The following is a 25,953-nucleotide window of genomic DNA, read 5'->3' as shown; positions in this document are numbered from 1 at the left end:
GCCAGTTTCAGGGGAATTGGGTGAAAAAGGGGCCGTAAACGCGGCTCGTTACGACCCCAATCCCGGCAGATGATTCGCGGCACTTGGGCCGCGAACCTTTTTCAGGATTACTTACGGCTCAGTTCAACCCGGCGATTCTGGGCTTTACCCTCAGCCATATCATTCCCGGCCATCGGATTTTCTTCGCCATAACCCATGGCAGACAGGTTATCAGCTGTGACACCATTGATCACCAGATAGGCCATCACGGTTTCTGCACGACGCTGGGAGAGATCTTTGTTGTAAACAGCATCACCATCGCTATCGGTATGACCGGATACCTCCACCGCGATATCCGGATTGGCAACCAGGGTGGCAGCAACACGATCAAGAATTTCGACAGAATCATCAGTCAACTCATCAGAGTTGATCTTGAAATTCACCCCACGCAGGACAATGGCAACATTCTGCTCGCAGCCCAGGGCGTCAACAGTTGCGCCTGCTGCGGAATCAAGACACATATCGGCGCTATCCAGTACGCCATCAGCATCGCTATCGGTAACTACAGGTGCTTCTTCAGGAGTCGGAGCTGAGACTGCGACTGCAACCTCGACTGGCTCTGGCTCTGCTATTTCGACTTCGGCTGGCTCTGGCATGGCCACTTCGACTTCTACTCCAGCAGGGGTCTTTTCGACCGGTGCAACTACAACGGGGGCAACCGGTGCATGCCAACCCCAGGGACCCTGGCGATTGTAACCACCCCAACCCGGCATACCATATACAGGTGCTCCGCTATAAGGCCGTGAGGGGGCAACTTGTGGCGATGTCTGCCAATTATGCGCACGATGTTCTTTGACCCAATCAGGGGCTTCCGGGCGCTCAAATGACGGCATCTGTGCACGACGTTCGGCTACCCAGTCGGGTAGTTGCGGCGCTTCAAAAGCGGGCATCTGGGGCATCGTCGGCATCTGGGCACGACGCTCGGTTACCCAGTCGGGTAGTTGCGGCGCTTCAAAAGCAGGCATCTGGGGCATCGTCGGCATCTGGGCACGACGCTCGGCTACCCAGTCGGGTAGTTGCGGCGCTTCAAAAGCGGGCATCTGGGACATCGTCGGCATCTGGGCACGACGTTCGGTTACCCAGTCGGGCACCTGCGGCGTGCCAAAGGCAGGCATTGCCGGGCGGGCCATACGAGCCATGTGACCCCGCCCCATCGGACCGCTGAATAGGCTTTGACGCATCGCCTTCCTCTCGGCACGACGCTCCTGAACCCAGACAGGTGCTTCCAGTCGATCAAGACGGTGGGCAGAACGGCATTCAGGGTTACTACCTGCAGCTTCGGCCAGGACAGCAGTCGGTGCGGTGGTTACCATCAGGCTGAACATAGCGTATACCAGCGATCGCTTGTAAAACATGGGTGTCACTCCTGTAAGGGGCAGACCACATACTATGGGTGGCAGGCCAAAGACTCTTAGTAATTCATAAAGTGCGAATATTCTACTTTATTTCGCCTGCAATAGAGAAGCCTGATATTTGTGTAACGTTTTTTTACTTTTAAACTCAGGTTTCAGGGTTCGCGGTTGTGGTTGACATGGAGTAATGTAACGAACGCAGGGTGCGCTGTGCGCACCAGAAATAAGCAATCATGGCGCGCACAGCGCACCCTACCAGATGGTTTAAACGCCACCCTTCATCTTTTCAGGATGGCTTGAACTCCGAAACTTGAGATTTGAAGTCTGTCTGGCTTTGCATTCAGCTTTCATTCAGCCACCTCACCGTAGTCTGTAGTCAGAGGTTGAGTAATCTCAACCTACTGACAAATTAACGGGAGATAGTGATGAAAAAACTGAATGGAGTACTGCTTGCTGCAGCGGGTTTGCTGTTTGCATTTGCCGTTGAAGCGAGACCGGTGTGGCAGGATGATGATGTCGATATTGAGATCGTCTCAGATTATGGCCGGGAATTTGCCAAATACGAAATTGAAAACGACGGACACGCACACCGCGCCTACCTGGAAGCCAGAAAGGGAAAAAATTACAGTATCCGCGTTTCCAACAACAGCGATAGACGTATCGGGCTCGTTATTGCGGTTGACGGCAGGAACATCATCTCCGGAAAAAAATCCCATCTGAAATCCCGCGAACGTATGTATGTTCTTGGTCCCTATCAGCAGGCAGAGTATGAGGGTTGGCGCACCAGCAAAAAACAGGTCAACCGATTCTACTTCACCCAAGTTGACGATTCATACGCTGATGCCTGGGGTGACCGCACAGCGATGGGCGTCATTGCAGTTGCCGTGTTTAATGAAAAAAAACCTAAAATTGCACACGACAATTACCCCCGCCGACAAGAGAAACGTCTCTCGCGTCGAGGACAGGGGACAGACATGCAAGAAAGTGCGCCTGGCACCGGTTTTGGCGAATCAGAGTACTCTCCGGTCAGAACCGTACGTTTCAAACCGCGTTCCAAAGCAAGTGAAAAGCACTTTCTGAAATATGAGTGGCGCAGAACACTGTGCAGAAAAGGTGTGATCGATTGCCAGCGCTCTCGCGGTCACTCGCGTAATCGTTTCTGGCCTGATGAATGGGACGGCGGATTTGCCCCCTTCCCTCCCGGTCGCAGGAATCATTAAGCACCGTGTAACCCTGAAGGCATGATCAAGCGTAGCGGATCAGGCGAAATGCCGGTTCCACTAAGCTTGAACCGGCCTACAGAGGTTGATACCCCATACTATCAAGATCATTTTGAAGCCGGTTTATCAAACCTTCCCCTTCCCTCGCCGCATAAGGGATACGTTCCCCACAACCCCACACCGGCCCCGGCCAGCAGGCATCGCTTTGGGAACGGGCCACCACATGCCAGTGCAACTGCGAAACCACGTTCCCCAGAGCACCAATGTTGATCCTGTCCGGTGTGGTCATCGCACTGAGCAGATTTGAAACGGCACTACTCTCTCTGATGAGAGCCAGTTGATCACTCTCCTCAAGCCTATGTACCGCAGTGATATCTGCCCGCTGCGGCACCAGGATCAACCAGGGAAAACGACTGTCGTCCATCAAGCGAAGTTCGCATAACTGCAGCTTCGCAACAAAGAATGTGTCAGCTTTGAGTTGTGGATGAAGCAGGAACATAAAACCTCAATGCATGAAAAAGCGTTCAAAGGTCAGGCGACCTAATCTGTTGGAATCGCGCCACGCAGGGGAACCAATAGCGCTATAATACTCCGATGAAGCGTACCATCTTCTTTATCTCAGACCATACCGGCCTTACGGCCGAGGCTATTGGTCGTTCGCTGTTGAGCCAGTTCAAGGGACTTGAATACGAGACCATCCATATGCCTTTTATCGACAGTGTCGATAAAGCACGCCGCGCCTCCGAGCGGATCAACCAGGTGACCATGGAGTCGCACACGCATCCGCTGGTGTTCAGTACATTGGTCGATCCAAAATTGCGCGCGTGTCTGCATGGCGTTGGGGCTGTAATCTTCGATTTTTTCGACGATTACACCCATCAGCTCGAGAAGGAGTTGGGCACCGCATCCACACCGGTAAGGGGACGCGCCCACGGCATGGGTAATCACCATGTCTATAATGCCCGCATCCACGCAGTAAACTTTGCGCTCGCTAATGACGACGGGGCAGTGGTACGTAACTACGCTTCCGCCGACCTCATTCTGCTGGGGGTATCGCGCAGCGGCAAGACGCCCACCTGCCTGTTTCTCGGCCTGCAGCACGGTATCCTGGCAGCCAACTATCCCCTTACCGACGACGACCTGGAAAACGGCCGCATCCCCAAAACACTCCAGTCTCACACTGACAAACTGTTTGGTTTGACCATCGATATACAGCAGTTACAGCGTATCCGCCAGGAACGCCGCCCCGGTGGGCGTTATGCATCGCTGGCCCAATGCAGGTTGGAAGTCGAGGAGGCGGAAACCATGTTCCACCGCTACAAGATCCCCTTTCTCGACACCACATCCATGTCGGTGGAGGAGATATCCGCAAGGGTTTTGCAGCAGACAGGCCTTGAGAGCCGGATGGGTTAACCTGTTGCCAGCTTGATCAGGCCTGCGAAGATCAATCCTTCTTGCGTGATTGATGCTTCTTCTGCTTCGACTTGTGTTTACCGGCAGCCTTTTTCTCGCCTGTATTGGCCTTTTCACGGTGAGATTTCTTGCCTTTGCCACCGCGACTCCCTTCGTCCAATTCAATGTCCAGTTTCTGCCCGCAGACATAGACCCGGCGTAGATGTTGGAAGATATCCTTCGGCATGCCTTCCGGCAGTTCCACCGTGCTGGAATCCTCACTGATATCGATATGACCGATATGTGCGCCGTCGAGACCCGCCTCATTGGCAATAGCGCCAACGATCTCCCGGGGCGAAACACCATCTTTGTGACCAACTGCAATGCGGTAGGTTTCGCGTGGAATATCGTCATCTCGCCGCGAGGGTCGCTCTTTACGTTTTTTGCCTTCCCCGGGCCCTCGATCACCACGGGGGGCTTCACCCCGCTCCTGATTCGACTTGCGCCCAGGGCGCTCAGACCGGCCGCGCTGTTGAGTCTGTAACTCCTCAACGATGAAGGGGCGCTCGCGCTGGCTCAGGTAGGTCAGCGCGGCAGCAATATCCATCGCGCTCATCTCCTGATCCTGTTCGAAGCGGCTAAGCAGACGATAATAGTAGTCGAGATCCTGTTCCGCGAGGGTCTCCCGCAGCATCAGCATGAACCGGTCGATGCGGTGTTCGCTGAGATCATCCGCGGTGGGCATTTCCATCGCTGGAATACGCTGGCGGGTGTTGCGTTCGATGGCCTTCAACAGATGGCGTTCACGGGGCTGTACAAACATCAGAGCCGTGCCTTCGCGCCCTGCCCGGCCGGTGCGGCCGATGCGATGAACATAGGATTCCGGATCATTGGGGATATCGAAATTGACCACGTGGCTGATGCGTTCCACATCCAGGCCGCGGGCCGCGACATCGGTGGCCACCACGATATCGAGCTGACCTTTTTTCAGGCGGTTGATGGTACGTTCCCGCATCGTCTGATTCATGTCGCCGTTCAAGGCTTCAGCGGCAAAACCGTGGGCCTCAAGCTTGTCCGCCACCTCTGCCGTGGAAGTCTTGGTGCGCACAAAGACAAGCATCGCATCAAACTCCTCCACCTCAAGCACCCGGGTCAGGGCATCCATCTTGTGATGGCGGGTCACAACGATGTGGCGCTGATCGATAGCGGTCACGGTCTCGGTCTTGCCCTTGACCTTGATCTCCATCGGATCGGTCAGATGCTTTCGCGCCACGCGACGAATCGCATCCGGCATGGTCGCGGAGAAAAGCGCCACCTGACGTGTCTCCGGTGCCTGATCGAAGATCCACTCGATATCATCAACGAAGCCCATCTTCAGCATCTCATCGGCCTCATCCAGTACCAACGCCTGGATGCCCTTCAGAGAGAGTGTGCGGCGACGCAGATGATCCATCACCCGCCCCGGTGTCCCGACGATGACATGTACCCCCCGCTTGAGCTGACGCAGCTGGGTCGACATGCTCTGTCCGCCATAGAGGGGCAGGACGTGGAATCCCTCCAGATGGCGGGCGTAGCTCTGGAACGCCTCGGAGACCTGCAGTGCCAGCTCACGGGTCGGCGCCAATACCAGCACCTGGGGTTCACGTTGTTTCAAATCGATACGGCTCAGCAGCGGCAGAGCAAAGGCTGCGGTTTTGCCGGTACCGGTCTGGGCCTGGCCCAGCAAATCCCGTCCCTCCAGCAGGTGCGGAATACACTGTGCCTGCACTGCTGTCGGAGTTTCATACCCCAGCCGCTGGATCGACCTTAAAACAGGCGTGGCCAGTTCGAGATCGTCGAAAACGATAGAAGTTGGATCGGAAGACATGGGGAACAGCACCTCGAACAGGGAGAAAATCCACCGAGGAGGCTCAATGGAAGGGACGGGAAAGGCGCGTAATTATACAGATTTTGGCCATAGCTGGATAGCATCACTCGCTAAAACCTTAAGATTTAGCACTACCGATCATCGAACAGACAAAAAAATGTTATTGAATTTTCACATTTCAGCTCCATACTGGCTACGCTTATTAGGTTATGTTCCTCCCATAACAAATAACCGCCAACCACCTCTCTGGACTGGTGCCGCCACTGTAGGCCCCCATATTTACCATGAAAACGTTACGACGACTTTTCAGAAATGCTCCCGTGCCTATTGCCATCAAATGGTCAATCGCCATCGGCACCCTGATTTCACTGGTAATGGGCACCCTGGGCTGGTTTCTGATCACCCAGCAGAACCGCATCCACATGCAGGAAGTGGAGATCTTCGGCACGGCACTGGTAGAGCAACTCTCTCACTCCTCGAGTGAACCTCTGCTCGCTGACGACCTATTCAACCTCCAGGGGTTGGTCAGCAGACAGACCCAAAGTCGCGATATCGTGGGTGCTGCCATCATCGGTTTGCGCGGCCTGCGCGCTGACTCGGGAATCGTGCCGGAAAAGCTGGACGATGCAGATGAACAGAACTCCCGAGTATGGTTCTGGCGCGATGAAGACGGAATCTCCCATCCTGTGATTACCTTCACCACGCCAATCCGCTTCCGCGACACCACCGCGGGTCAGGCGATCATCACTCTCGACCGGGAATTTCTCGACCGTCATCAGCTCGCCACTATCCGTATCATCGCCTATGCCACCTTGGGCCTGATCCTGATCGCCGCCCTGCTCTCATACGCACTGAGCCGTCGACTTTCACGCCCTATCACCCTGCTTGCACAGGCAGGAGAAAAAAAAATTGGTGCCGACTTTGCCGAAAGTATCGATGCGGGGCGCAGGGACGAGATTGGCCAGGTCTACGCCCACTTCGATCGTATGTCCTTGGGACTGCTGGAGAAAGATCAGGTTGAAGCAGCCCTCTCCCGCTACGTCTCACCGGTGGTGGCAAACAAGATTCTCTCCAATCTGGCTCAGCCCCGTCTGCCGAACCAACAGGTGGATGGCTCGGTGCTCTTTTGCGACATTGTCGGTTTTACAGAATTTTCGGAGAATCTGCCACCTGACGAGGTCGCAACCATGCTGAACCTCTATCTGGGTTATATCGCCGAGGCGGCCAATCTCAGTCATGGATTTGTCGATAAGTTCATCGGCGACAGTGCCATGATCCTGTTCGGCGTACCGGATTCAGATCCGAAGCATGGCCAACACGCCATCCGCTGCGCCTGGCTGATTCAGGCACTGGTCAAGCAGCTCAATCGTCAGCGTGTGGCTTCTCCGATCCACTTTCGTATCGGCATCAACAGCGGAGTCATGCTGGCGGGCAATATCGGCATCCCGGAGCGTCTGGAGTTCACCGTTGTGGGTGACACCGTCAACCTCGCCTCACGGCTCTGCTCCCTGGCGCCGGCGGATGGTATTATCATGAGCGAAACAACTGCCATACAGCCCCACATTGATGAGATGATTGAACTGACTGAACAAGCACCCATCCAGGTACGCGGACGAAAAAACCCGGTAACACCCTCCATCGCAGGCACACCCTCCTCCGAATTCGGTCACTGGTTGATGAATGCCATCAGCACTATCCTCGACAATGGAACAAGGGGATGAAACAGCTGCTTCTGCTGGCACTGGTGCTCATCAACGGTTGCGCACTCAATCCCCTGAAAAAAGAGGAGCAGCCCAAGCCAATACCAATCGACGACTCACTTGCCAGCGCCCAAACACTGGCACAGGATGGCCGTTTGGGCGAGGCCGTGGCCCTTCTCGAAACTGCCATCCTGCAAGAAAATGACAACACAGCCCTTCAGGTCACGCTCGATAAGCTGCAACAACAAAAGAGCGCACTACGACATGAGTTACAAGATCGTTTACTGATTGCAGAGGTCCATGGAATGCAGCGGGAGCTCCCGCTGATGGAGAGGCTCTCCCTTTCGGAATCAGGCGACGGCTATCTTCGTTCCAGGCTAATGGACAAAAAAACCAGGCTGCAACGCAGCCATAAAGAACTCTCCGACTGTGGCTGGCGTTATGCGAAAATAGACCGGGAGCTGGCAATAACCTGTCTGAACCTTGCTCAATCGATCCACAATGACGTCACCGACCTACGGCTGCTCACACAACTGCAGGAGAAAGAGCAGCTTGCCAATGAGACGCATAAACAGGAAGCACGTCTGGCACGCGAAATGGCTTGGACCACCCGCAATCAGCAGCGTATTGCACAGGCAAAAAGCTTTTTGAAGCAAAATATCCTGCTTGAAGCGCGTTATCTGATCAGGCTGGTATTAATAGAAGACCCCAAAAATAGTGAGGCTAAAAAATTGCTTTCGCAGTTGGAAGCCAAACTTAAAGGTCACGTCGATACCCTGCTGGAAGCTGGTGACCGACTCTACCGGGATGACGAGATAGAAGGCGCCAAAGCGGCTTGGCACGCGGCCCTGAACCTGGACCCAAGTGATGCACGGGCCAAAGAGAAGATCAAGCGCGCCCAGAAAGTACTCGACAACCTGAAGTCACTTAAAAAGCCGGAGTAACTCATCCGTACGCCGAATCCCGCAAGCTCCATCCCGGCTGCTGATTTCCCAGTTCTCGCGTATAGACCCTGAATCGCCCAGGGTTATGGCCTGTGACAGGGCCTGGAACAGCAGTATCCGGCAGTTGCAAGTGGATATTGGCCGCTGATCCGGTACAATCCCGCCCTGCGCAATGCGGGACACAAACCCTTTATGCTGAATTCCCCGCGTCCGTGTATCCGTCTCAGGGATTACGCATACAGCGAGATGCGCTACAAGGTGCCACCCCGAACCGATCCGGAATGCGCCAAGCGTCTGATGGAGCTTGCCCAGGAACTGGTCGATCTGCGTTGGGAGACTTAACGAACACATGACCGGGCAGGAACCCACCGAATCCAGCCGGTCGCTTAGGAAGCAATTCGGATGATAAAAGCGCTTTCAAGTTGCCTTATGGGATTGCTGCTCTCATCAGCTGCCCAGGCGAACAGTTGGCTCCCCAGCACCCCAGTCTCGTTTTATGAAACCAGCTACGAAATGCAGTATCTTGCCGCAACGCTGAACGAGGAATCCTGGCTGACCAAGGCTGCTGAAGGGACCGAACAGCCGTTATCACTCAATGACCGTCCCTACGGCTTTGGCAGGGAACTGGACGACGACAGCCCTGCTGACTGGGATGGAATCAAACGGGATGCATTCTACTTCATAGGCTACCAGGCAACAGCCATCGCCGTGCTCTACGTAATGCCGGAAAGCATCTCCCAGTGGAGCGACGAGGACAAAAGCAACTACAGCTTCTCCAAGTGGTGGGATAACGTCACAAACCCAATCTGGGATGGGGACCACTGGTGGATCAACTACATCCTGCATCCCTATTGGGGGATGGCCTACTATACCCGTGCACGGGAGCGTGGTTATGACGAGATGAGTTCATTTTGGGCATCCGTCGCCTTCTCCTCAATGTATGAATTCGGACTCGAAGCCCTTTTTGAACCGGTCTCGATACAGGATCTGATCTTTACGCCCGTGATCGGCAGTATGCTCGGCTACTACGTGGAAGGTGTACGTACCAATATCAAGGCACAGCGCCACTACAGTTTCGGTGACAAAACCCTCCTGGTACTCACAGACCCACTGGGAGCCGCTAACAGCATAGTGGATGGCTGGTTTAGTAGTGATGTGGAATCTGACCTGAAATTTCGATCCTTTGTCAGAGAAAATTACTACACCAACTCAGAACCCGAAGCATGGAGTGACTCGCCCTACCACACTGAACGCGTGGTAGGTGATTATCTCGGTCTTGAGATGAACCTAAACTGGCGCTAAAAAGGTAGAAAGATAACAGATTTATTTTCGTAGGTCGGGTTAGCACAGCGTAACCCGACAAGATCCTACCCCGCAGCAAGCAGACAGCTTTCGACAAGTAGCCACGCTACCCGTTGCATGCCTTCCCGTTGCATTGACCCGTTCCAGTCCCTCTATCCGAGCCTGCCATCGGTTATACTGACGCATAATCAGGCCGGTTTGATACCATCAAAATCTATACATCGTAATTTTGGATAACCGAGTCATGGGTTACTGATATTTGCTCATATGGAAGCCGATGCGGCGATTTGTTGTAGTCACCTGCCTGCTGCTGGCCACTGCTGCCGCGCATGCTTTGGACATAGCGGTGCAGATAGAAGGCCTGGACGGCGAGCAGGAGGCTAATGTGCGTGCTTTCCTCTCCCTGGAGCAGGAGAAGACACGGAAGAGGCTGACCGAGGGTCGGTTGCGTCTGCTACACAGGGAGGCACCGGCAGAGATTCGTCGGGCGCTGCAACCCTTCGGCCACTTCAAACCCAAAATTGAATCCAAACTTGAACAGAATGAGGCAGGTTTTCAAGCCCTCTACCAAATCCAGCCCGGCCCCCGGATAAAACTGGCAAAAGTCGAGTTCAATGTCACCGGTCCAGGCAGGGGGGATACCCTGTTTGTCATGGGACTCGACCTGTACGAAAACGACTTTCTGGATCAGACCCGCTACAAGATCCTTAAGCAGCAACTGCTATCCGGCGCCATAGAGGCCGGATATCTCGATGCCAGCTACAGCATCCATGAAGTACGGGTGGACCTGGACAGGTACCAGGCTGAGATCCGCCTGGAACTGGAGAGCGGCCCGCGCTACCGGTTTGACGAGGTGCGCTTCGTTCAGGACATACTGAATCCCGAGTTTCTTGCACGCTACCTGCGCTTCGGTCCCGGCGACCCGTTCAGCCACGAACAGTTGCTGACACTGCAGTCCAACCTTATCGATAGCGAGTACTTCAGCCACGTGGAGGTCCGCACTCTGCGTGATGAGGCTGTGGAAGACCGGGTGCCCACCGAAGTGGTACTGACGCCCAACAAACCAAACCGTTACCGGATCGGACTCGGCTTCACCACCGACACAGGGCCACGCGTCACCCTGGACTGGAAGCGTCGTCTACTCGGCCGTAACGGCCATCGCATGCTCAGCGAACTGCGCCTGTCCGCACCTCACAGCTCGTTAAAGACAGAATACACCATCCCACTGGAGCGCCCGTCCAGGGACTCCCTCTCATTCTCGGCCCAGGGAGACCGTTTCGACACCGATGCCCGCCGCGGTGAACGACTGCTGCTCAATAGCGCCCGTTCAGTGGGTCTGGAGAATCACTGGCGGCGCACCATAGGCATTGACTACTCCTACGAAGACTTTGAGGTGGGTGCGCAGGACGACAACGCCTTACTGCTGGTGCCTTACGTGAGCTGGTCGCAGCTGCGCAGTGACAGTCTCTACTACATTCAGCGCGGCCATAGGGTCAACCTGCGTTTCGAGGGAGCCGCCGAGCAACTGCTCTCCAGTACCAGCTACCTCCAGGTTCATACCAACAACAAGCTCATCCGTGGCCTCGGCGACGGCAACTGGCGTATCCTCACCCGAATGGAACTGGGAGCCACCCTGACGCAAAGTCTGATGGAACTGCCCGCTTCCAAACGTTTCTTCGCCGGCGGAGACAACAGTGTGCGCGGTTTTGGGTGGGAGGAGATCGGCCCTCAGGACTCGACCGGTGCGGTTATCGGCGGACGTTTTCTGGCGGTGGGCAGTATCGAGTTGGAACGTTTGCTTGCGGAAAAGTGGAGTGCCGCCGTGTTCGCCGATGCAGGCAACGCCTTCGACCCGGATTACGCTGCCGACATCGAATACAGCGTCGGTTTCGGTGTGCGCTGGCACTCACCGGTGGGACCCATTCGGGTGGATCTGGCCAGCGCCCTGAGCCAGGATGAACCCTCAGTGCGTCTGCACATCGTTATCGGTCCCGAGTTATGAGCTGGCGCCTCCTCATTCTGCGCAGTCTGGCAACCCTGATCAACACCATTCTGCTGGCCTCCGTCTGCCTCATCCTGGGACTGGGCTTTGTTGCACACAGCGAAAGCGGCACCCGTTGGCTGTTCGATCTGGCCAGGGATCTGGCACCGGGTGAGCTGCAGGCAGTCAGTCTCAAGGGACGCCTCACCGGCCCGCTGTACCTTACAGGACTCAGCTATCGTGATGGCGATCTATTGCTGGAGATCAGCCATCTGAATCTGGATTGGCAGCCCGTCGCCCTGTTGCAGCGACGCCTGCAGATCCTCTCCCTGGCACTGAACCAGAGCCGTCTGACATTGCCGCAAACAGCGTCAGACAACACCCCAGCCGAGCCATTTCCCGGCCTCGCCCTACCCCTTGAGCTGGTGTTGAAATCGGTAGAGGTAACCGACTTCCATCTCATCCAGCCCACGGCTGCCGAACCTGTCATCATCGAACAGATCAGCCTGGCTGGCCAAACTTCCGGTGAAACACTGAAAATCAATCACCTGGAAGCCACTGCCCTTGGCGCTCAAGTGGAGGTCAACGGAAATGTACGCCTGATTCCAACACTGCCCCTGGAATTGCAGTTGCAGTGGCGTTATCAGCTGCCGGAGGGTCCCGGACTGTCAGGACAGGGCCGCTTCGCCGGCAACCTGACCGAACTCAAACTTGAGCAGACCTTCTCCCCCCCCCTGTCCACAAATCTGAACGCCACTCTGTACGAGCTGGAAACAGCACCCCGCTGGGATGCCAAACTTGCGCTGAATGACACGGATCTCGGTGCCTTCGTCGCTGACTTTCCTGCCAGAATCAGCGGACGGCTACAGACAACCGGTAGCCCTGAGATGGCCAAAGCTGACGGCAATCTAAAGCTGACCGAGCACTCCCTGGGGGAACTGAACACGGCGCTTGCCATCACCTATGAAGCGGGCAGTCTGGTTGCCAAGCACCTGCAAATCACCACCCCCGCAGGCGCCAGGATTGAAGGACGTGGACGATACTTTGCCGACGATGCTCAAGGCGTGTTCGATGCCGACCTCTCCTGGAGCAACCTGCGCTGGCCTCTGGCTGGGGAGACAATCCAGGTACGCAGCAATCAGGGCCGATTGAAAGTCGACGGTCAGCCAACGGACTACCACTACCAACTCAGCCTGGATGCGCTCATCCCGGATCAGCCGGCACTCGCGCTGGAGGCATCCGGCAATGGCAATACCGATGGCCTGGACTTTGAGGCGCTGCACATCCTCCTGCCCGAAGGAGAGATCGACGCTTCCGGCCGGGCGGACTGGACACCACAGCCAGCCTGGGATCTAAATCTTACAGGCGCCGGTATCAATCCCGGACAGTTCCATCCTGACTTTCCCGGCAAGCTGGCGCTGGATCTGACTAGCCGAGGCCAGCTGTTGGAAGACGGCCCCCAGGTTGAAATGAAACTGGCACGGCTGGATGGTGAGCTGCGTGGCTATCCGATCAAAGCCAAAGGCGACCTGAAACTCGCCGCTGAGACGTTACAAATAGACAGTCTGGCGCTGACCTCCGGCAACAGCGTGGCCCACATCGATGGTACGGCCGGTGACGTACTGAACCTGGAGTGGAGCCTGCAGGCTGATGACCTGGCCAGTCTGTGGCCCGGCCTGAGTGGCTCCCTCCAGGGCGAAGGCCGCCTGAGCGGTAGCCGGGAGACACCGCAAATTCACGCCGACATCGGCGGCAAGGCTATCGGTTTCGAGGCATATGAGGTGGCTGAACTTCAGGTACAGGCGGCGCTGGATCTGAGTCGCAACCAGCAAGTGGAGCTGGACCTGGCGGCCCAAGGCCTGAAGTCGGGCACCTTGCAGTGGCAACAATTGTCACTGAGTGCCAAAGGCGCACGCACCGCACACCGCATCGAGCTTAATCTGGACAGTCAGCAGGCACCGGCAGCGCAACTGACTATTGATGCCGGGCTGGATGAAAACGACAGCTGGAGCGGACATCTGCAGACACTGGCCCTCACGCTGCCCGAAATCGGCCGTTGGGATCTGGATCGCCCCACCGCTTTTTCTCTGTCACCCAAAACCCAACGGGTGCAGGAGCTGTGTCTGGCTGCCGGTGAAGGACGCCTGTGCGCTGACTTCGACGGGAATGCGGAGCATGGCTGGAAGGCAAAACTGGACGCACCGGCCTTTCCCCTAACCTTCTTCCAGCAGTGGATGCCAGCGGAGCTGGCACTCACGGGGCACAGCGACCTGGCAGCAGACTTTCACACCGATCCCGAGGGGACAATCCTCGGCCGTGCCGATATCAAACTACCCAGGGGAGAGCTGGTTTTCGAACTGAATGGTGAACCCCGCCGAGTGGATTTCTCCGGTGGCAATCTACAGGGGAAGCTGGACGCCAAGGGTGCCCATGCTGAAATCACTATACCTCTGGCCGATCTGGGAGAGATCGACGGGGAGATACGTCTGCCGGGGGTGAATACCGCAGACCTGGATCCGGACAGGCAGCCCCTGACGGGTCACCTGAAGGCACGCATCAACGACCTGGGTCTGGCCTCAGTGGCAGCGCCGCAATTACAAAATGTGGCGGGGTTCATCGATGTGGATTTCGTCCTGTCCGGCCTTTTGGGCAAACCAGAAATCAAGGGAAAAGCAGAGCTGAAGGAGGGTGCCCTGGACATCCCTGAACTGGGGTTGGAGCTGCGCGATATTGGCATGAACATAAATGCCCCAACGCTGGACCGACTGGTACTGCAGGGTAAAGTCAGTTCCGGCGGCGGCACCCTGACGCTGGAGGGCGAGACTCTCGTCAAACCGGCAGAAGGTTATCCCACCCGCCTCAAGATACAGGGAAAGGATTGGGTAGCGGTAAACATTCCGGAAGCGGAGATGCACGTATCACCGGATCTGCTGATCCTGCACACCAGCAAACGCTCTGAACTTGACGGCGAGATTCACATCCCCTACGGTCGTATCCGACCAAGGGAGCTGCCCGCCTCCACGGTATCCGACACGCCGGACCTGGTGATTGTGGGTCGTGACGCGCCACAGCACGAGCAGAATGATCCAAACTTTCACTCCAAGCTGCGCATCATCTTCGGCGACAGGGTCAGTTTCGAGGGTTTTGGCCTGCGTGCTGATCTCACCGGCAACCTGCTGCTGATCGATGAACCGGGCAGACCGGTCATAGGCCGCGGCAGAGTGGGTGTGACGGACGGCACCTATCGCGCCTATGGACAGGATCTCAAAATAGAACGCGGTTACGCCCTGTTCGCCGACAGCCCTGTGGACAATCCGGGCCTGGACGTTCAAGCAGTACGCGAAGCTGGAGAGGTAACCGCCGGCTTGCGGGTAAGCGGCACCCTGAAGACGCCCAAGCTTTCACTCTACTCCACCCCAACCATGACCCAGAGCGAAATCGTCTCCTATCTTCTCACCGGGCATCCGCCGGGAGAATCCAGTGGAGATGTAAGCGTAGTCGCGGCACTACAGGCTGCGGGTGTGGGCAGCCTCGCCACCGAAGCCGGCCGTCAGTTGGGATTGGAAGAGCTACGAATAGAAGCGGGCAGCAGCCTGGCCGAGGCCTCTGTGGTGGCAGGCACCTATCTATCGCCACGCCTGTATGTGCAATACGTCAACGAACTCGCCACGCGCGAGACCAAGCTGCGACTGCGCTACGACCTCACAGACAAACTACAGATTCAGACGGAAACCGGCCGTTCACAGGGAGTGGATATTTTCTACACCATCGAGCGTTAAACCAGGCGAAACCACGCTGGACGACATTTTTTCCTATGTTGAGCTGGACTCCACCGGAAAACCCTCCAGGCGCCATTCCGGCAGACCACCATCCAGACGCCGGGCTTTAACGCCTCTCTCCCGCAGTTTCGAAACGGCGTCGAATGCCAGTACACAATGTGGCCCACGGCAGTAGGCAACGACCTCCTGGGAAGGATCAAGTGCATCCAGCTGCTTTTCCAATTCTGCCAGCGGAATATTGATCGCACCCGGCAGATGTCCCGCTGCATACTCTTCCGGCGGACGCACATCCAGTACAGTCACCAGACCATCCCTGACCCTCTCCAGCAATTGTGCCGCTGGCACAGGTTCCAGGCTGTCCTTGACCTTAAGATAGTCATCGACAAGACGATCCACGTCAGCCAGGTGGCGCTCCGCCACTTCTCTTAGAGAGCCAAGCAGGGCCGAGACATCCATACCACTCAACCGGTAGTAGACCTTGTGTCCCACTTTGCGGTTGATGACCAGTCCGGCCTGCCTGAGCTGCTGCAGATGTTGGGAGGTATTGGCCACGGTCAGACCTGAGACCCGGGCCAAGGCATCCACGCTACGCTCGCCCTGGGCCAGAAACTCCAACAGTTCCAGCCGGTGGCCATTGCTCAGCGCCTTGGCGACACGGGCAAACTGGCTGAAAAGATCGTGTTTAAAATGACCTGTTGACATATCAACCCAACTATACTTCAATCATTCAAGGGATCTATTGAATTAATGATAATTAAATTAAAGTATAGCAGACAAGAGTGTGGAGGATAGTGAATCATGAACTGGCACGACTGGATTCTGGCCAATGAGTTGCCCATTCGTCTGAGTTTTTTCTTCGGCATCTTTGCCGTTATGGCAGGGTGGGAAATCCTCTCACCCGCCCGCACCCTCACCGTCCCCAAGGGTATCCGCTGGGCCAATAATCTGGGACTGGTGTTTCTAAACAGCATTGTGCTGCGACTGCTTTTTCCTGCGGCTGCGGTGGGTGTTGCCGCCCTTGCCGAGCAGCAAGGTTGGGGGCTGCTCCACTTCTACGACATCCCCTTCATATTATCGGTCGTCATTGCAGTGATAGCGATGGATTTTGTCATCTACCTGCAGCATGTGATGGTCCACGCGATACCTGTTCTTTGGCGCCTGCACCGGGTCCATCACGCCGACCTGGACTACGATGTCACCACCGGCGCCCGCTTCCATACCCTGGAGATCATCCTCTCCATGCTGATCAAGTTCGCCACCATTCTGCTGCTGGGTCCACCCGTCGTGGCTGTGGTGATCTTCGAGGTGGTGTTGAATGCCACTGCCATGTTCAACCACAGCAATATCCGACTGCCGGCAAGCCTGGACCGGGTAGTGCGCTGGTTCCTGGTCACGCCTGATATGCATCGGGTACACCATTCAGTGGAGGACGATGAGACGAACAGCAACTTCGGTTTCAGCCTGCCCTGGTGGGATCGGCTCTTCGGCACCTATCGTGATCAACCCAGAGGCGGTCATGAAGGCATGACCATAGGCATCCACAAATACCGCGATCCGAAACAGGTCAACCAGCTGCCCGGTATGCTGGCACTACCCTTTGTCGGCAAGATCAGTGGTTACGCCATCAACCGCCGCGAATGGAGCAACAGCGATGAAAAATAAAGGGCTGTGCCGCTTTTGGCGAGATGGCGCAATGAGATAAGGATGCCCCACCCGTAAAAACTGCAGTCGAAGTCTGATATGGAGCCGATCATGAACACTCTGATCATCTTGAATGACCCACCCTATGGCACGGAACGCAGCTATCACGGTCTGCGCCTGGCCAAGGCACTGAACAAGACAGATGCGAAGGTCACGGTATTTCTGCTGGCCGATGCAGTGGTCTGTGCAAAACGCGGGCAGAAGGTACCCCAGGGATTCTACAACATCGAACTGATGCTCAAATCCATCTTACGTAAGGATGAGGTACTGCTCTGTGGCGCCTGTATGGATGCCCGTGGTTTTACGGACGATGACATTGTGCAAGACGCCCGGCGCAGCACCATGGCGGAACTGGCAGAACGCACCTTGACGTCGGACAAGGTGTTGGTGTTTTAACCTCGTTTGGCTGCATAACCCACGCAAAGATTTCTCATGCACACAGGCATAGGAGGTCAGGCAATGTTCAAGCGACTAATTTGGCTTTCAATGGATTTTCCGCACAGCACGCTGCTGCTGGTACTGTTGGCCACACTGGCTTTCGGCTTTCAGTTTCAAAAAAAACATACGAGACGCTGCAACGCCAGGCCGAATGCTGCCTCGATTGTGGCGTTCCTGGCTGCCGCAATGCATGATGCCCATTGGGTAATTTCGTCCCAGACTGGCTCGAAGCTGCTGCCTGCAGGGATTGGCAAACAGCCGGAGACCTGGTCCGAATTCGTGACAGAATCCTGCAATCCAGTCGACGCAAGTCACTGGCGGACAACCCGGAGGAGTAACATCCATGTCCACCCTGCCCCATCGAATACCTTTTTTTCTACTCCTGTTCCTGTTTTGGCAGGGTCAGGTTCTTGGATTGACCCTTTCCGGCGTGGTGATGGATGATGAAGAAACTGTTGCCGATGTAGAGATAATGCTGACCGACGCGAGCAACAATGTCGTCCTGGACAGTGTAGATACCAACAGGAAAGGTGCATTCCGTTTTTCCGTCAAACCGGGTATTTTCAACATTGGCGCTTTCAAAAACGAATATGCCGTTGTCTGGACCAGAGGCGTGGCAGTAAAAGACACCGACATTTCAATCAGGATCGAGATCATGCCAAAGGCGTTTGCGGAAGATCCGTTATCAGCATCTGATGATTGCGAGTGAATAAACCGCCCCACCACAAACGGTCTGAATATTTAAACGACGGGGAATCAAACCCAAAGAGATGAAAGATCAGCATTGTGAAATCACCAAAGCTGCCGCCGGGACGGATAATGCACAAGACCGGCTTTGGCCCTCCCCCGCCTATACGCAACAGGTCGAGGCATTGAAGAACGCGATAGGCAAAAAAATCTATCTCGTCGAACTCAAACCCGGTGATATCAACATGGGCATCCGCCTTTCGGATACTGCCTTTGAATTGCTGGATGTTGTCGATTTCCCACGGCCTGACCCCACAAAAGGGATCGCCCCACACCTGATCCTGCTCGACGATGGCCGAGGCATCAATCTGGGACACATTGCGCGGATTTCATTGAACACCCCTTTCAGCCCTTCTGCCGCCAACACTCTCTACCAGGATAGATTCCTGATGCAGAGTCTTCTGTTGCGTGAGCGGCGGCTTTCCAAGGTCTCTATTGCCGCAAAATCCAAAGCGTTGCTTGGAAGAATGCTTGGGAAACCGTTGGATAATCCGATCATAGAGAACGGGGGATCTATCTTTGAGTCTGATGTGACCGCCAAAAGAAAACGGGTGAAGAAATCACAATAATATTCAGGCAAGGAAGTTGAAGCCCCAGCCAACCAGAGTGAATGCCACGGCCAATACACCGGCAAACAGGGCCAGCGCCTGCCACTTGATGACCTTGCGCAGGATCAGCATCTCGGGCAGCGATAGGGCCGCCACACTCATCATCAAGGCAAGCGTAGTGCCCACGGCAACCCCTTTTGTGAGCATCGCCTCGGCCACCGGAATCACCCCGGTGGCGTTTGAATAGAGGGGAATGCCCAACACCACGGCCGCCGGTACCGAGTACCAGGCATCGCCTCCCAGATATTCACCAACCCATTGTTCAGGCACAAACCCGTGGAACAGGGCGCCCACGCCTATGCCCAGTACCACCCACTTCCAGATTCGCCCGACAATCTCCTTCACCTCCGCTACCGCATAGCGATGTCGGCCAGCGAAGGATCTGTCGGGCTCGGGTAGGTCAGCCTCTCCCATGTGGATCTTCCAGACGTAATCCTCGACCCAACGTTCCGGCCTGAATACCTGCATCGCCAAACCGCCGAACCAGGCAACCAGTAACCCCGCCGTTACATAGAGCGCCGCCAGTTTCCAACCGAGGATGCCAACCAGGATTACTGCGGCAACTTCGTTGATCATCGGGCTGGCGATAAGAAAGGAGAAGGTGACGCCCAAAGGTATTCCTGCCTCCACAAAACCGATGAACAGCGGCACCGAAGAGCAGGAGCAGAATGGCGTCACCGCACCGAGTGAGACCGCGACCCCCCGTGCCTGCCAATCGGGGCGACCACGCACAAATCTGCGAACCCGCTCCGGGGACAGCAGTGCCCGCAGCAGCCCCATGAGATAGATGACAATAACCAGAAGTGCAAATATCTTGGCCAGATCCATGACGAAGAAGTGCAGCGCCGCGCCTGCGGATGATTGCGGATCCAGGCCCATGCCTTGATAGATCAGCACGTTTGCCAGGACCTCAAACATCTACAGCTTCTTTCTTCTCATGGGGTACATCAGGAAGGCGAAACGAAAGCAGCGCAGCCACTAACAAGAACCCGGCCGACCACCAGAGACACCCCACCAGCCCCTGCGTCTGGTAGGCCCAACCGGAGAGCATTGTACCCACCAACCGGCCGCCTGCATTCGCCATATAATAAAAACCGACATTCATCGAGACCTTGTCAAAATCGGAATAGGCAAGAATCAAATACGAGTGCACAGCTGAGTTGATGGCAAAGACGATACCGAAAAGAATCAGACCGAGGATCAGCACCACTTGCGAATCCCATCCCTGCCCCAACGCCAGAGCTAAGCCTGCGGGGATGAACACAAGCAGAAAGGCAGAGTTGCGCGCAGTATTGCCGCCAGGCCCCTGACCGTGATGAGTGTGCCGTACCACTCTTGGAGCGGCGGCCTGCACGAAACCGTAGCCGATCACCCACAGCGCCAGGAAACCACCCACCCAGGAGAACTCCCACTTCAGCACGTCATAGAGGAACACCGGCAGACCCACCACAAACCAGACATCACGGGAACCGAACAGGAAGAAGCGGGCCGCCGACAGCCAGTTGATCGCCGGAATCTTGGAGAATACCTGGGTGAACTTGGGTTTGGATTTCATCTTGCCCACACCGGAGGGCAATAACACGGCTGTTACCACCAGCACTACCAGCAACATACCCGCCAGCACAGCCAGCGCTGCCCGAAAACCGATCCACTCCAACAGGGCCGCTCCGATAAAGAACCCCGCCCCCTTGAGGGCGTTCTTGGAGCCGGTAAGCACGGCAACATACTTGAACAGCTTCGACTCACCACCACCGCTTAAGGTTTTCACGCTGGCCTTGGCAGACATCTTGTTCAGATCTTTTGCGATGCCAGACAACGCCTGGGCAGCCATCACAAAAGGTACGGAGAGCAAGGCATCCGGCACAGTGAGCGCCAACAGTGCCACCACCTGCATCCCCATACCGATATGCATGGTGAGATTCAGGCCGATACGTGCTCCCAGCCACCCCCCCACCAGGTTGGTGACAATGCCGAAGAACTCATAGAAGAGAAACAACATCGCCACCTCGAAGGGCGAATAGCCCAGCAGGTGGAAGTAGAGTACCACCAACATGCGGATGGCACCGTCGGTGATGGTAAAGGCCCAATAGCCGCCGGTGACTGTCAGGTAGTTTCTGAGGTTATTATCCATTATCGGCCATTGTCATGAGAGAGTTAACAGCAGGCGGCAACCCGACAGACCGCCTCGCGAATCAGGGTCTCCGGCAGTGCTTCATAGGTCTCTCCGCCAAAGGTCACGGTTCTGCAATCCGTCGGCTGGCCAGTGAATTCACAGCAGGAATCGCAGTGACTCTTACCCGAACTGGCCTCGGGTAGGATTGACTCGATAGGTCGTCCATTGATGAGAATGAGATTGGACTGATCGATCTCATCCATATCCAGCAGTGTCTCCTCCAATCTGATATCCCAGCCCGATGGCTGACACTCTTTTGCGAGCCGTTCGATTAGCATATCCAAAGCTACACCTGTATCGGTGCAACGGACACAGGTATTTCCCGCTTTCTCAATATGTCGCCATTCGACAACCAGTCTCTTGTCATGCATGTCTCTATCCTCCAGCGATCACTGATCAGTGTTAGAAAAACTCATAAAAAACTGGCCACTTTGCCTGCAACATCCATCATCCGTTCCACATAACCCCACTCGTTGTCATACCAGGCATAGATTTTGACTTGAGTGCCATCGACCACCATGGTGGAGAGCGCGTCGACGATGGAGGAGCGCGAATCATTGAGATAGTCGACAGAAACCAGCGGCCGCTCCTCATAGCCCAGAATCCCTTCCAATTCACCCTCGGCAGCCTCTTTGAAGTAGCCGTTAACCTCTTCAACCGTTACCGGACGACTGGCCTCGAAGACGAAATCGGTGAGTGAAGCATTGAGCAGCGGCACCCGCACGGCGTGGCCATTGAGCTTGCCGGCCAGCTCAGGAAATATCCGGGTGATCGCCTTGGCCGACCCCGTCGAGGTGGGAATCAGCGACTGACCGCAAGCCCGCGCCCGGCGCAGATCCTTGTGACCCTTATCGACGATGGTCTGGGTATTGGTGATATCGTGGATGGTGGTCATGCAACCATGTTTGATGCCGATCCGCTCATGCATCACCTTGACCACCGGCGCCAGACAATTGGTGGTACAGGAAGCGGCGGTCAGCAGATGATTCACCGCTGGGTCGTAAAGATCGTCATTAATTCCGTAGACAATGTTAAGCGCACCTTCGGTGGGTGCGGCCACGATCACCTTCTTCACACCCTGTTCGAAATAGGCATTCAGGGAGTCCGGCTTTTTGTGGTGTTTACCGGTGGCCTCGATGACGATGTCACAATCCGACCAATCAGTATCCCCAATTTGCATATTTGATGAGTAGGCCAACGGCTTGCCGTCGACGATCATCACTTCATCATCCGACGCGGTTCCAAGATCCCAGGTGCCGTGCACCGAATCAAACTTGAGCAGGTGCGCTGAACCCTCAGCATCCGTGGCAATCTCATTGACGCGGACAATCTCAAACTCGTCCCTTCCCCAACCTGCCCGCAGACCCAGCCGACCCATGCGACCAAAACCGTTGATGCCAATTCTTACAGTCATCTCTATCTCTCCTTAAGGTAGTCTATTCAGCGATCCATTGACGGACCAGATCTGGACCCGGCAGGCCACCGGCATGAACCACCTTGCCATCGACCACCACACCAGGGGTGGACATCACACCGTAGCCCATGATCTCCGCCATGTCGGTAATCTTTTCGAGTTCGATCTCCGCGCCTGCCTGTTCTGCGGCAATTCGGATCAGATTGGCGGTGGTCTCGCAGTTCTTGCAGCCGGAGCCCAATACCTTGATGTTTTTCATAATCGGTTCCTCTGGATCTTGTAAAAATCAGGCGCTACAGACGCCACTGGGACGGTTGGGCATCTCCGCCAAGGCAACGGTGTCACTGGCAAAAGGCTCTTCATCCCGAATTCCTTCTGCCGTCTTGCGGATCACCGCCTCCACCCAGGGTGGAATCTCCGGGTTGAGACGGTAGTAGATCCATAGCCCAACCTTGCGGTCACTGACCAGTTCCGCCTTGCGCAGACCAGCGAGATGGTGGGAGACCTTGGGTTGGGGAAGTCCCAGCGCTTGGGTCAATTCACAGACGCAAAGTTCTTCATGATTGACAAGCAGGGAGAGGCAACGAAGACGGGTAGGATCGGAGAGCGCCTTGAAAAGCAGTGTGGGCGACATATCGAATCAGCTCTATATCTACGGAAGAAGATATAGAGTATATCTACACAAATAGATATTGCAAAGAAAAATTTGTCTCGCCTACCAAAAAGGTCGGAGTCGATACAGCTCTACCTGTGAGTTGTGACATTCTTAATTTGTCTGTGACCTACATCTCACCTACTTACATATTTTCATCTCGATCACAATTAATTGTGATGCGGTCAATAAAAAATGATGCCTATCATCACTATGAAACGATTTGATACAGCAGAGAAACAGATGGGAAATATCTGTGCATTATATTGCTATACACACATCGGATGCGGCTGAGTCTTATACCGCCTACTCCTCTGATGCGTCTTTCTTATTAGCAAGAGGTAATCAACAAATGAACAAGTCTACCAAGCACGCTTTCCTGGCTTTTACTCTGACTGCAATCAGTACGCCTTATGCAATGGCGGATCACAACAGCATCTGGGGCGAGGGATGGGCCAACATGCCGAACGATATCCATAACACCCGTCTCGACACTATGGATGGCGATAACGAGGAGTTCCTTGACTTCGTTCGCATGGGTGCCGGTGCGGATTCCGTCAACCGTTATGCTGAGGATGGCTCCACAGAGTCAGGCTCCGGTACAGGTAGTGCTTTCCAAAACGGTGTCGGTTCCGGGGCCATGGGCAGCAGTTCAACGAGCGACATGCGTGGCACCCGGGGTGGAAGAAGCTAAAACTTTCGCTCAAGCAAAAAAGGCGCCTCGGTGCCTTTTTTGCCGTTTCATGATGCCACAGAGGAAAAGCATGAAGATGACTATGCAAATCGGCAGACTTAAACATACTGGGGTGATCCTCTGGTGTATCACTATCCTGCTGTTTGCAGCCGAGGTGACTGCAGCTGATCAAACTGCTGCGCCTGACGAGGATGCAGGAAATTTTAACTATCCTATCTCGCTCAACGCCACCTATATATATGACGATAATATCTATGCACAGAATGCTGATGCGCTGGATGATTCCATTCTATTGATATCACCAAGAATCGCCGCAAAATCCTTGTGGGATCGCCACAACCTCACCTTTCGTGCTGGGGCGGATTTAGGGCTCTACAGCACCTATTCCAAAGAGAACTACGAAGATCTTTTTTTCAAACTCCGGGGACGTTATGACCTATCAGACAAAACATCAGTGTTTGGTGGTATTGGCTACAGTCTGGAGCATGAAGGACGCGACTCACCGGAAGACAACCTGAGTGGACTTGAGCCGACCACCTATGATTCAACTGAACTGAGTGCCGGCGTGTCCCACGATATCGGCCTCTATTCACTGCGTCTTGGTATGACCAGTGAATGGCTTGATTATGACAATGTTCCCGCAGTTGACGACTCCCTGATCTATAACGATGATCGGGATAGACGATTGGATAGCGTAGGGCTACAACTAAAGCACAGCGTAACCGACGCCAGTGAATGGTATGCACGAACGCTCTACAATCGCCGCGACTACGATGAGGCATTGAGTCTTGATGGTTACCAACGGGACTCCACCGGCTATCGTGCCGCCCTTGGTTTCAAGTACAAAGCTGAACAGAAAATACTGTTCGACGGCTATCTCGGCTTGATGACGCAGAATTACGATGATCCACGTTTCAGCCGGGTGGATGCGATTGACTTTGGTGGAAAACTCGTTTGGCTGCTCAATTCCAAGAGCCGGTTGAACCTGCTCTTCAATCGCACACTCAACGAAACCACCGTGGCCGGCTCTTCTGGATATCTCCTGACCGACCTGGGGGGTACGCTGGAGTACAATTTCATGCCGAAGACGATCGGCAGTCTCTCCCTCTCGAAAAGTGTTGCGGATTACCAGGAAATAACACGTCAGGATGATCTGTTGTCTTGGGGTGTGGGAGTGAAGCATCTTCCCAACAAGAATCTGTATGTTTCAGCAGACTACAAGATATTTTCCCGGGATACCTCGGATGCCTATCTGTCCGATGGCATGCCAACGGACGAGTACGATTTCGATCGGCAGCGGATCTATTTGACCGTAGGGCTTACTTTTTAAAATGGAAACATACTGATATGGGGATTTCAGCCCCGGAAAAGAGAGTCGTCCAGCATGCTCTCTTTTCCGGCAGCTAATCCACCTACTTGGCCATATAGTGAACACCGCCGAAATGTTTTTGCCCGTCAACGGTTTTGAAAAGCACCATCAACTGATATTTTCCGGCTGATGCCAGGTCATAACCTGCCATATACCAATCCCCCATCTTCATCAGCATCTTGCTGCTCTCTTTGCCGTCGGGGCTGGCCACCTTGGAGTTGGCGGTGATGTCGTTCAGCGTCTGCCCCCCCTTCTCCACCTTGATCATCAGGTTGTGACTACCGCCATGCTGCATACCCTCTTTGGCCTGCATCACATGGAAGCTGACGGTGTAGCCGTCGATCTGGGTCTTCTCCAGGAACATCTTTGGCTGGGAAGCCATAGCATCATGGCTGCTGTGATCCATGCTGTCACCCATGTCGGCATAGCCAACTGCGGCAATGCTGCTGAGGATGGCAAAAGTCAGGCTCTTCAGGACTGTTTTCATGTTGTATCTCCACTCATGTTGATAAAAAAATTGATTGAAGGGGGCGGAGTCAAACCGCCCCAACCACGTCATTTTTTCCGCCATTGTTTGCGCA

The 25,953-nt window shown here is 55.0% G+C and carries 24 protein-coding genes and 1 pseudogene; 14 read left to right on the top strand and 11 right to left on the bottom strand.

Annotated elements, in window-relative coordinates; genetic code table 11:
• Positions 1–107: 107 nt before the first annotated feature.
• Positions 108–1,394, bottom strand: coding sequence for an OmpA family protein (locus HPY30_16645; GenBank protein QYZ67466.1), 1,287 nt, complete (start codon positions 1,392–1,394; stop codon positions 108–110).
• A gap of 422 nt (positions 1,395–1,816) precedes the next feature.
• Here HPY30_16645 and HPY30_16640 point away from each other — a divergent pair, with 422 nt between their 5' ends.
• Positions 1,817–2,611, top strand: a complete 795-nt coding sequence (locus tag HPY30_16640) for a hypothetical protein (protein ID QYZ67465.1) — start codon at positions 1,817–1,819, stop codon at positions 2,609–2,611.
• 76 nt (positions 2,612–2,687) lie between these two features.
• Here the strand turns inward: HPY30_16640 and HPY30_16635 are convergent, their stop codons facing one another.
• Positions 2,688–3,110 carry an HIT domain-containing protein gene (locus HPY30_16635; GenBank protein ID QYZ67464.1) on the bottom strand — a complete coding sequence of 141 codons (423 nt, stop codon included), beginning with the start codon at positions 3,108–3,110 and terminating at the stop codon, positions 2,688–2,690.
• Positions 3,111–3,205: 95 nt separating this feature from the next.
• On the opposite strand from HPY30_16635, the gene HPY30_16630 reads away from it, so the two are divergent.
• Positions 3,206–4,024, top strand: coding sequence for a kinase/pyrophosphorylase (locus HPY30_16630; protein ID QYZ67463.1), 819 nt, complete (start codon positions 3,206–3,208; stop codon positions 4,022–4,024).
• 31 nt (positions 4,025–4,055) lie between these two features.
• Here HPY30_16630 and HPY30_16625 read toward each other — a convergent pair whose 3' ends face one another.
• Positions 4,056–5,870 (bottom strand): DEAD/DEAH box helicase, encoded by a 1,815-nt coding sequence (locus HPY30_16625; protein ID QYZ67462.1) that lies wholly within the window; start codon positions 5,868–5,870, stop codon positions 4,056–4,058.
• Positions 5,871–6,190: 320 nt separating this feature from the next.
• Between HPY30_16625 and HPY30_16620 the strand changes: the two genes are divergently transcribed.
• From HPY30_16620 to HPY30_16595, 6 genes are all read left to right on the top strand, one after another.
• The gene (locus HPY30_16620) at positions 6,191–7,591 is read left to right on the top strand and encodes an adenylate/guanylate cyclase domain-containing protein (protein QYZ67461.1); all 1,401 of its coding nucleotides are present in this window, start codon (positions 6,191–6,193) and stop codon (positions 7,589–7,591) included.
• On the top strand, positions 7,588–8,514 hold the full coding sequence (locus HPY30_16615) for a hypothetical protein (protein ID QYZ67460.1): 927 nt from the start codon (positions 7,588–7,590) through the stop codon (positions 8,512–8,514). Before HPY30_16620 ends, HPY30_16615 begins: the two co-directional genes overlap by 4 nt.
• Before the next feature lie 192 nt (positions 8,515–8,706).
• Positions 8,707–8,856, top strand: coding sequence for a hypothetical protein (locus HPY30_16610; GenBank protein QYZ67459.1), 150 nt, complete (start codon positions 8,707–8,709; stop codon positions 8,854–8,856).
• A 60-nt stretch (positions 8,857–8,916) separates the two neighbouring features.
• Complete coding sequence (locus HPY30_16605) at positions 8,917–9,816, top strand: DUF3943 domain-containing protein (GenBank protein ID QYZ67458.1); 900 nt, start codon at positions 8,917–8,919, stop codon at positions 9,814–9,816.
• A gap of 277 nt (positions 9,817–10,093) precedes the next feature.
• Complete coding sequence (locus tag HPY30_16600; protein ID QYZ67457.1) at positions 10,094–11,818, top strand: outer membrane protein assembly factor; 1,725 nt, start codon at positions 10,094–10,096, stop codon at positions 11,816–11,818.
• Positions 11,815–15,576 (top strand): DUF490 domain-containing protein, encoded by a 3,762-nt coding sequence (locus HPY30_16595; GenBank protein ID QYZ67456.1) that lies wholly within the window; start codon positions 11,815–11,817, stop codon positions 15,574–15,576. Before HPY30_16600 ends, HPY30_16595 begins: the two co-directional genes overlap by 4 nt.
• Positions 15,577–15,609: 33 nt before the next feature.
• Here HPY30_16595 and HPY30_16590 read toward each other — a convergent pair whose 3' ends face one another.
• Positions 15,610–16,278 (bottom strand): metalloregulator ArsR/SmtB family transcription factor, encoded by a 669-nt coding sequence (locus HPY30_16590; GenBank protein ID QYZ67455.1) that lies wholly within the window; start codon positions 16,276–16,278, stop codon positions 15,610–15,612.
• A gap of 96 nt (positions 16,279–16,374) precedes the next feature.
• On the opposite strand from HPY30_16590, the gene HPY30_16585 reads away from it, so the two are divergent.
• The 4 genes and pseudogenes from HPY30_16585 (at position 16,375) to HPY30_16570 (ending at position 18,941) form a co-directional block, all read left to right on the top strand.
• On the top strand, positions 16,375–17,238 hold the full coding sequence (locus HPY30_16585) for a sterol desaturase family protein (GenBank protein QYZ67454.1): 864 nt from the start codon (positions 16,375–16,377) through the stop codon (positions 17,236–17,238).
• A gap of 90 nt (positions 17,239–17,328) precedes the next feature.
• On the top strand, positions 17,329–17,673 hold the full coding sequence (locus tag HPY30_16580) for a hypothetical protein (protein ID QYZ67453.1): 345 nt from the start codon (positions 17,329–17,331) through the stop codon (positions 17,671–17,673).
• A 385-nt stretch (positions 17,674–18,058) separates the two neighbouring features.
• Positions 18,059–18,424 (top strand): hypothetical protein, encoded by a 366-nt coding sequence (locus HPY30_16575; GenBank protein QYZ67452.1) that lies wholly within the window; start codon positions 18,059–18,061, stop codon positions 18,422–18,424.
• 82 nt (positions 18,425–18,506) lie between these two features.
• Positions 18,507–18,941, top strand: a pseudogene (locus HPY30_16570) (hypothetical protein).
• Positions 18,942–19,034: 93 nt separating this feature from the next.
• Here the strand turns inward: HPY30_16570 and HPY30_16565 are convergent.
• The 6 genes from HPY30_16565 to HPY30_16540 are packed head-to-tail and all read right to left on the bottom strand — an operon-like array spanning position 19,035 to position 23,291.
• On the bottom strand, positions 19,035–19,988 hold the full coding sequence (locus tag HPY30_16565; GenBank protein QYZ67451.1) for a permease: 954 nt from the start codon (positions 19,986–19,988) through the stop codon (positions 19,035–19,037).
• Entirely contained in the window at positions 19,981–21,201 is a 1,221-nt protein-coding gene (arsJ, locus tag HPY30_16560) for an organoarsenical effux MFS transporter ArsJ (GenBank protein QYZ67450.1), read from the bottom strand. The genes HPY30_16565 and arsJ overlap by 8 nt, the downstream gene beginning before the upstream one ends.
• A 23-nt stretch (positions 21,202–21,224) precedes the next feature.
• Entirely contained in the window at positions 21,225–21,614 is a 390-nt protein-coding gene (locus HPY30_16555; protein QYZ67449.1) for a DUF2703 domain-containing protein, read from the bottom strand.
• 41 nt (positions 21,615–21,655) lie between these two features.
• Positions 21,656–22,657, bottom strand: coding sequence for an ArsJ-associated glyceraldehyde-3-phosphate dehydrogenase (locus HPY30_16550; protein QYZ67448.1), 1,002 nt, complete (start codon positions 22,655–22,657; stop codon positions 21,656–21,658).
• A 22-nt stretch (positions 22,658–22,679) separates the two neighbouring features.
• Positions 22,680–22,916, bottom strand: a complete 237-nt coding sequence (locus HPY30_16545) for a thioredoxin family protein (protein QYZ67447.1) — start codon at positions 22,914–22,916, stop codon at positions 22,680–22,682.
• A 27-nt stretch (positions 22,917–22,943) separates the two neighbouring features.
• Complete coding sequence (locus tag HPY30_16540; protein ID QYZ67446.1) at positions 22,944–23,291, bottom strand: metalloregulator ArsR/SmtB family transcription factor; 348 nt, start codon at positions 23,289–23,291, stop codon at positions 22,944–22,946.
• A 370-nt stretch (positions 23,292–23,661) separates the two neighbouring features.
• Here HPY30_16540 and HPY30_16535 point away from each other — a divergent pair, with 370 nt between their 5' ends.
• Together HPY30_16535 and HPY30_16530 are read left to right on the top strand one after the other, a co-directional pair.
• Positions 23,662–24,003: a hypothetical protein gene (locus HPY30_16535; protein QYZ67445.1), complete on the top strand. Its 342-nt coding sequence runs from the start codon at positions 23,662–23,664 to the stop codon at positions 24,001–24,003.
• A 76-nt stretch (positions 24,004–24,079) separates the two neighbouring features.
• Positions 24,080–25,333 (top strand): outer membrane beta-barrel protein, encoded by a 1,254-nt coding sequence (locus HPY30_16530; protein ID QYZ67444.1) that lies wholly within the window; start codon positions 24,080–24,082, stop codon positions 25,331–25,333.
• An 82-nt stretch (positions 25,334–25,415) separates the two neighbouring features.
• Here the strand turns inward: HPY30_16530 and HPY30_16525 are convergent, their stop codons facing one another.
• On the bottom strand, positions 25,416–25,859 hold the full coding sequence (locus HPY30_16525; protein QYZ67443.1) for a hypothetical protein: 444 nt from the start codon (positions 25,857–25,859) through the stop codon (positions 25,416–25,418).
• Positions 25,860–25,953 lie beyond the last annotated feature (94 nt).

The sequence above is a fragment of the Gammaproteobacteria bacterium (ex Lamellibrachia satsuma) genome, assembly GCA_019623805.1.
In the GTDB taxonomy this organism is placed as follows: Bacteria; Pseudomonadota; Gammaproteobacteria; order Chromatiales; family Chromatiaceae; genus QGON01.
The sequence above is the reverse complement of the archived record's forward strand: the minus strand, read 5'-3'. Positions and strand labels throughout refer to the sequence as shown.

Coding starts and splice junctions, on each gene's coding strand:
- HPY30_16645 (QYZ67466.1), bottom strand. CDS start 1,394: ATGTTTTACAAGCGATCGCTGGTATACGCTATGTTCAGCCTGATGGTA.
- HPY30_16640 (QYZ67465.1), top strand. CDS start 1,817: ATGAAAAAACTGAATGGAGTACTGCTTGCTGCAGCGGGTTTGCTGTTT.
- HPY30_16635 (QYZ67464.1), bottom strand. CDS start 3,110: ATGTTCCTGCTTCATCCACAACTCAAAGCTGACACATTCTTTGTTGCG.
- HPY30_16630 (QYZ67463.1), top strand. CDS start 3,206: ATGAAGCGTACCATCTTCTTTATCTCAGACCATACCGGCCTTACGGCC.
- HPY30_16625 (QYZ67462.1), bottom strand. CDS start 5,870: ATGTCTTCCGATCCAACTTCTATCGTTTTCGACGATCTCGAACTGGCC.
- HPY30_16615 (QYZ67460.1), top strand. CDS start 7,588: ATGAAACAGCTGCTTCTGCTGGCACTGGTGCTCATCAACGGTTGCGCA.
- HPY30_16610 (QYZ67459.1), top strand. CDS start 8,707: ATGCTGAATTCCCCGCGTCCGTGTATCCGTCTCAGGGATTACGCATAC.
- HPY30_16605 (QYZ67458.1), top strand. CDS start 8,917: ATGATAAAAGCGCTTTCAAGTTGCCTTATGGGATTGCTGCTCTCATCA.
- HPY30_16600 (QYZ67457.1), top strand. CDS start 10,094: ATGCGGCGATTTGTTGTAGTCACCTGCCTGCTGCTGGCCACTGCTGCC.
- HPY30_16595 (QYZ67456.1), top strand. CDS start 11,815: ATGAGCTGGCGCCTCCTCATTCTGCGCAGTCTGGCAACCCTGATCAAC.
- HPY30_16590 (QYZ67455.1), bottom strand. CDS start 16,278: ATGTCAACAGGTCATTTTAAACACGATCTTTTCAGCCAGTTTGCCCGT.
- HPY30_16585 (QYZ67454.1), top strand. CDS start 16,375: ATGAACTGGCACGACTGGATTCTGGCCAATGAGTTGCCCATTCGTCTG.
- HPY30_16580 (QYZ67453.1), top strand. CDS start 17,329: ATGAACACTCTGATCATCTTGAATGACCCACCCTATGGCACGGAACGC.
- HPY30_16575 (QYZ67452.1), top strand. CDS start 18,059: ATGTCCACCCTGCCCCATCGAATACCTTTTTTTCTACTCCTGTTCCTG.
- HPY30_16565 (QYZ67451.1), bottom strand. CDS start 19,988: ATGTTTGAGGTCCTGGCAAACGTGCTGATCTATCAAGGCATGGGCCTG.
- arsJ (QYZ67450.1), bottom strand. CDS start 21,201: ATGGATAATAACCTCAGAAACTACCTGACAGTCACCGGCGGCTATTGG.
- HPY30_16555 (QYZ67449.1), bottom strand. CDS start 21,614: ATGCATGACAAGAGACTGGTTGTCGAATGGCGACATATTGAGAAAGCG.
- HPY30_16550 (QYZ67448.1), bottom strand. CDS start 22,657: ATGACTGTAAGAATTGGCATCAACGGTTTTGGTCGCATGGGTCGGCTG.
- HPY30_16545 (QYZ67447.1), bottom strand. CDS start 22,916: ATGAAAAACATCAAGGTATTGGGCTCCGGCTGCAAGAACTGCGAGACC.
- HPY30_16540 (QYZ67446.1), bottom strand. CDS start 23,291: ATGTCGCCCACACTGCTTTTCAAGGCGCTCTCCGATCCTACCCGTCTT.
- HPY30_16535 (QYZ67445.1), top strand. CDS start 23,662: ATGAACAAGTCTACCAAGCACGCTTTCCTGGCTTTTACTCTGACTGCA.
- HPY30_16530 (QYZ67444.1), top strand. CDS start 24,080: ATGACTATGCAAATCGGCAGACTTAAACATACTGGGGTGATCCTCTGG.
- HPY30_16525 (QYZ67443.1), bottom strand. CDS start 25,859: ATGAAAACAGTCCTGAAGAGCCTGACTTTTGCCATCCTCAGCAGCATT.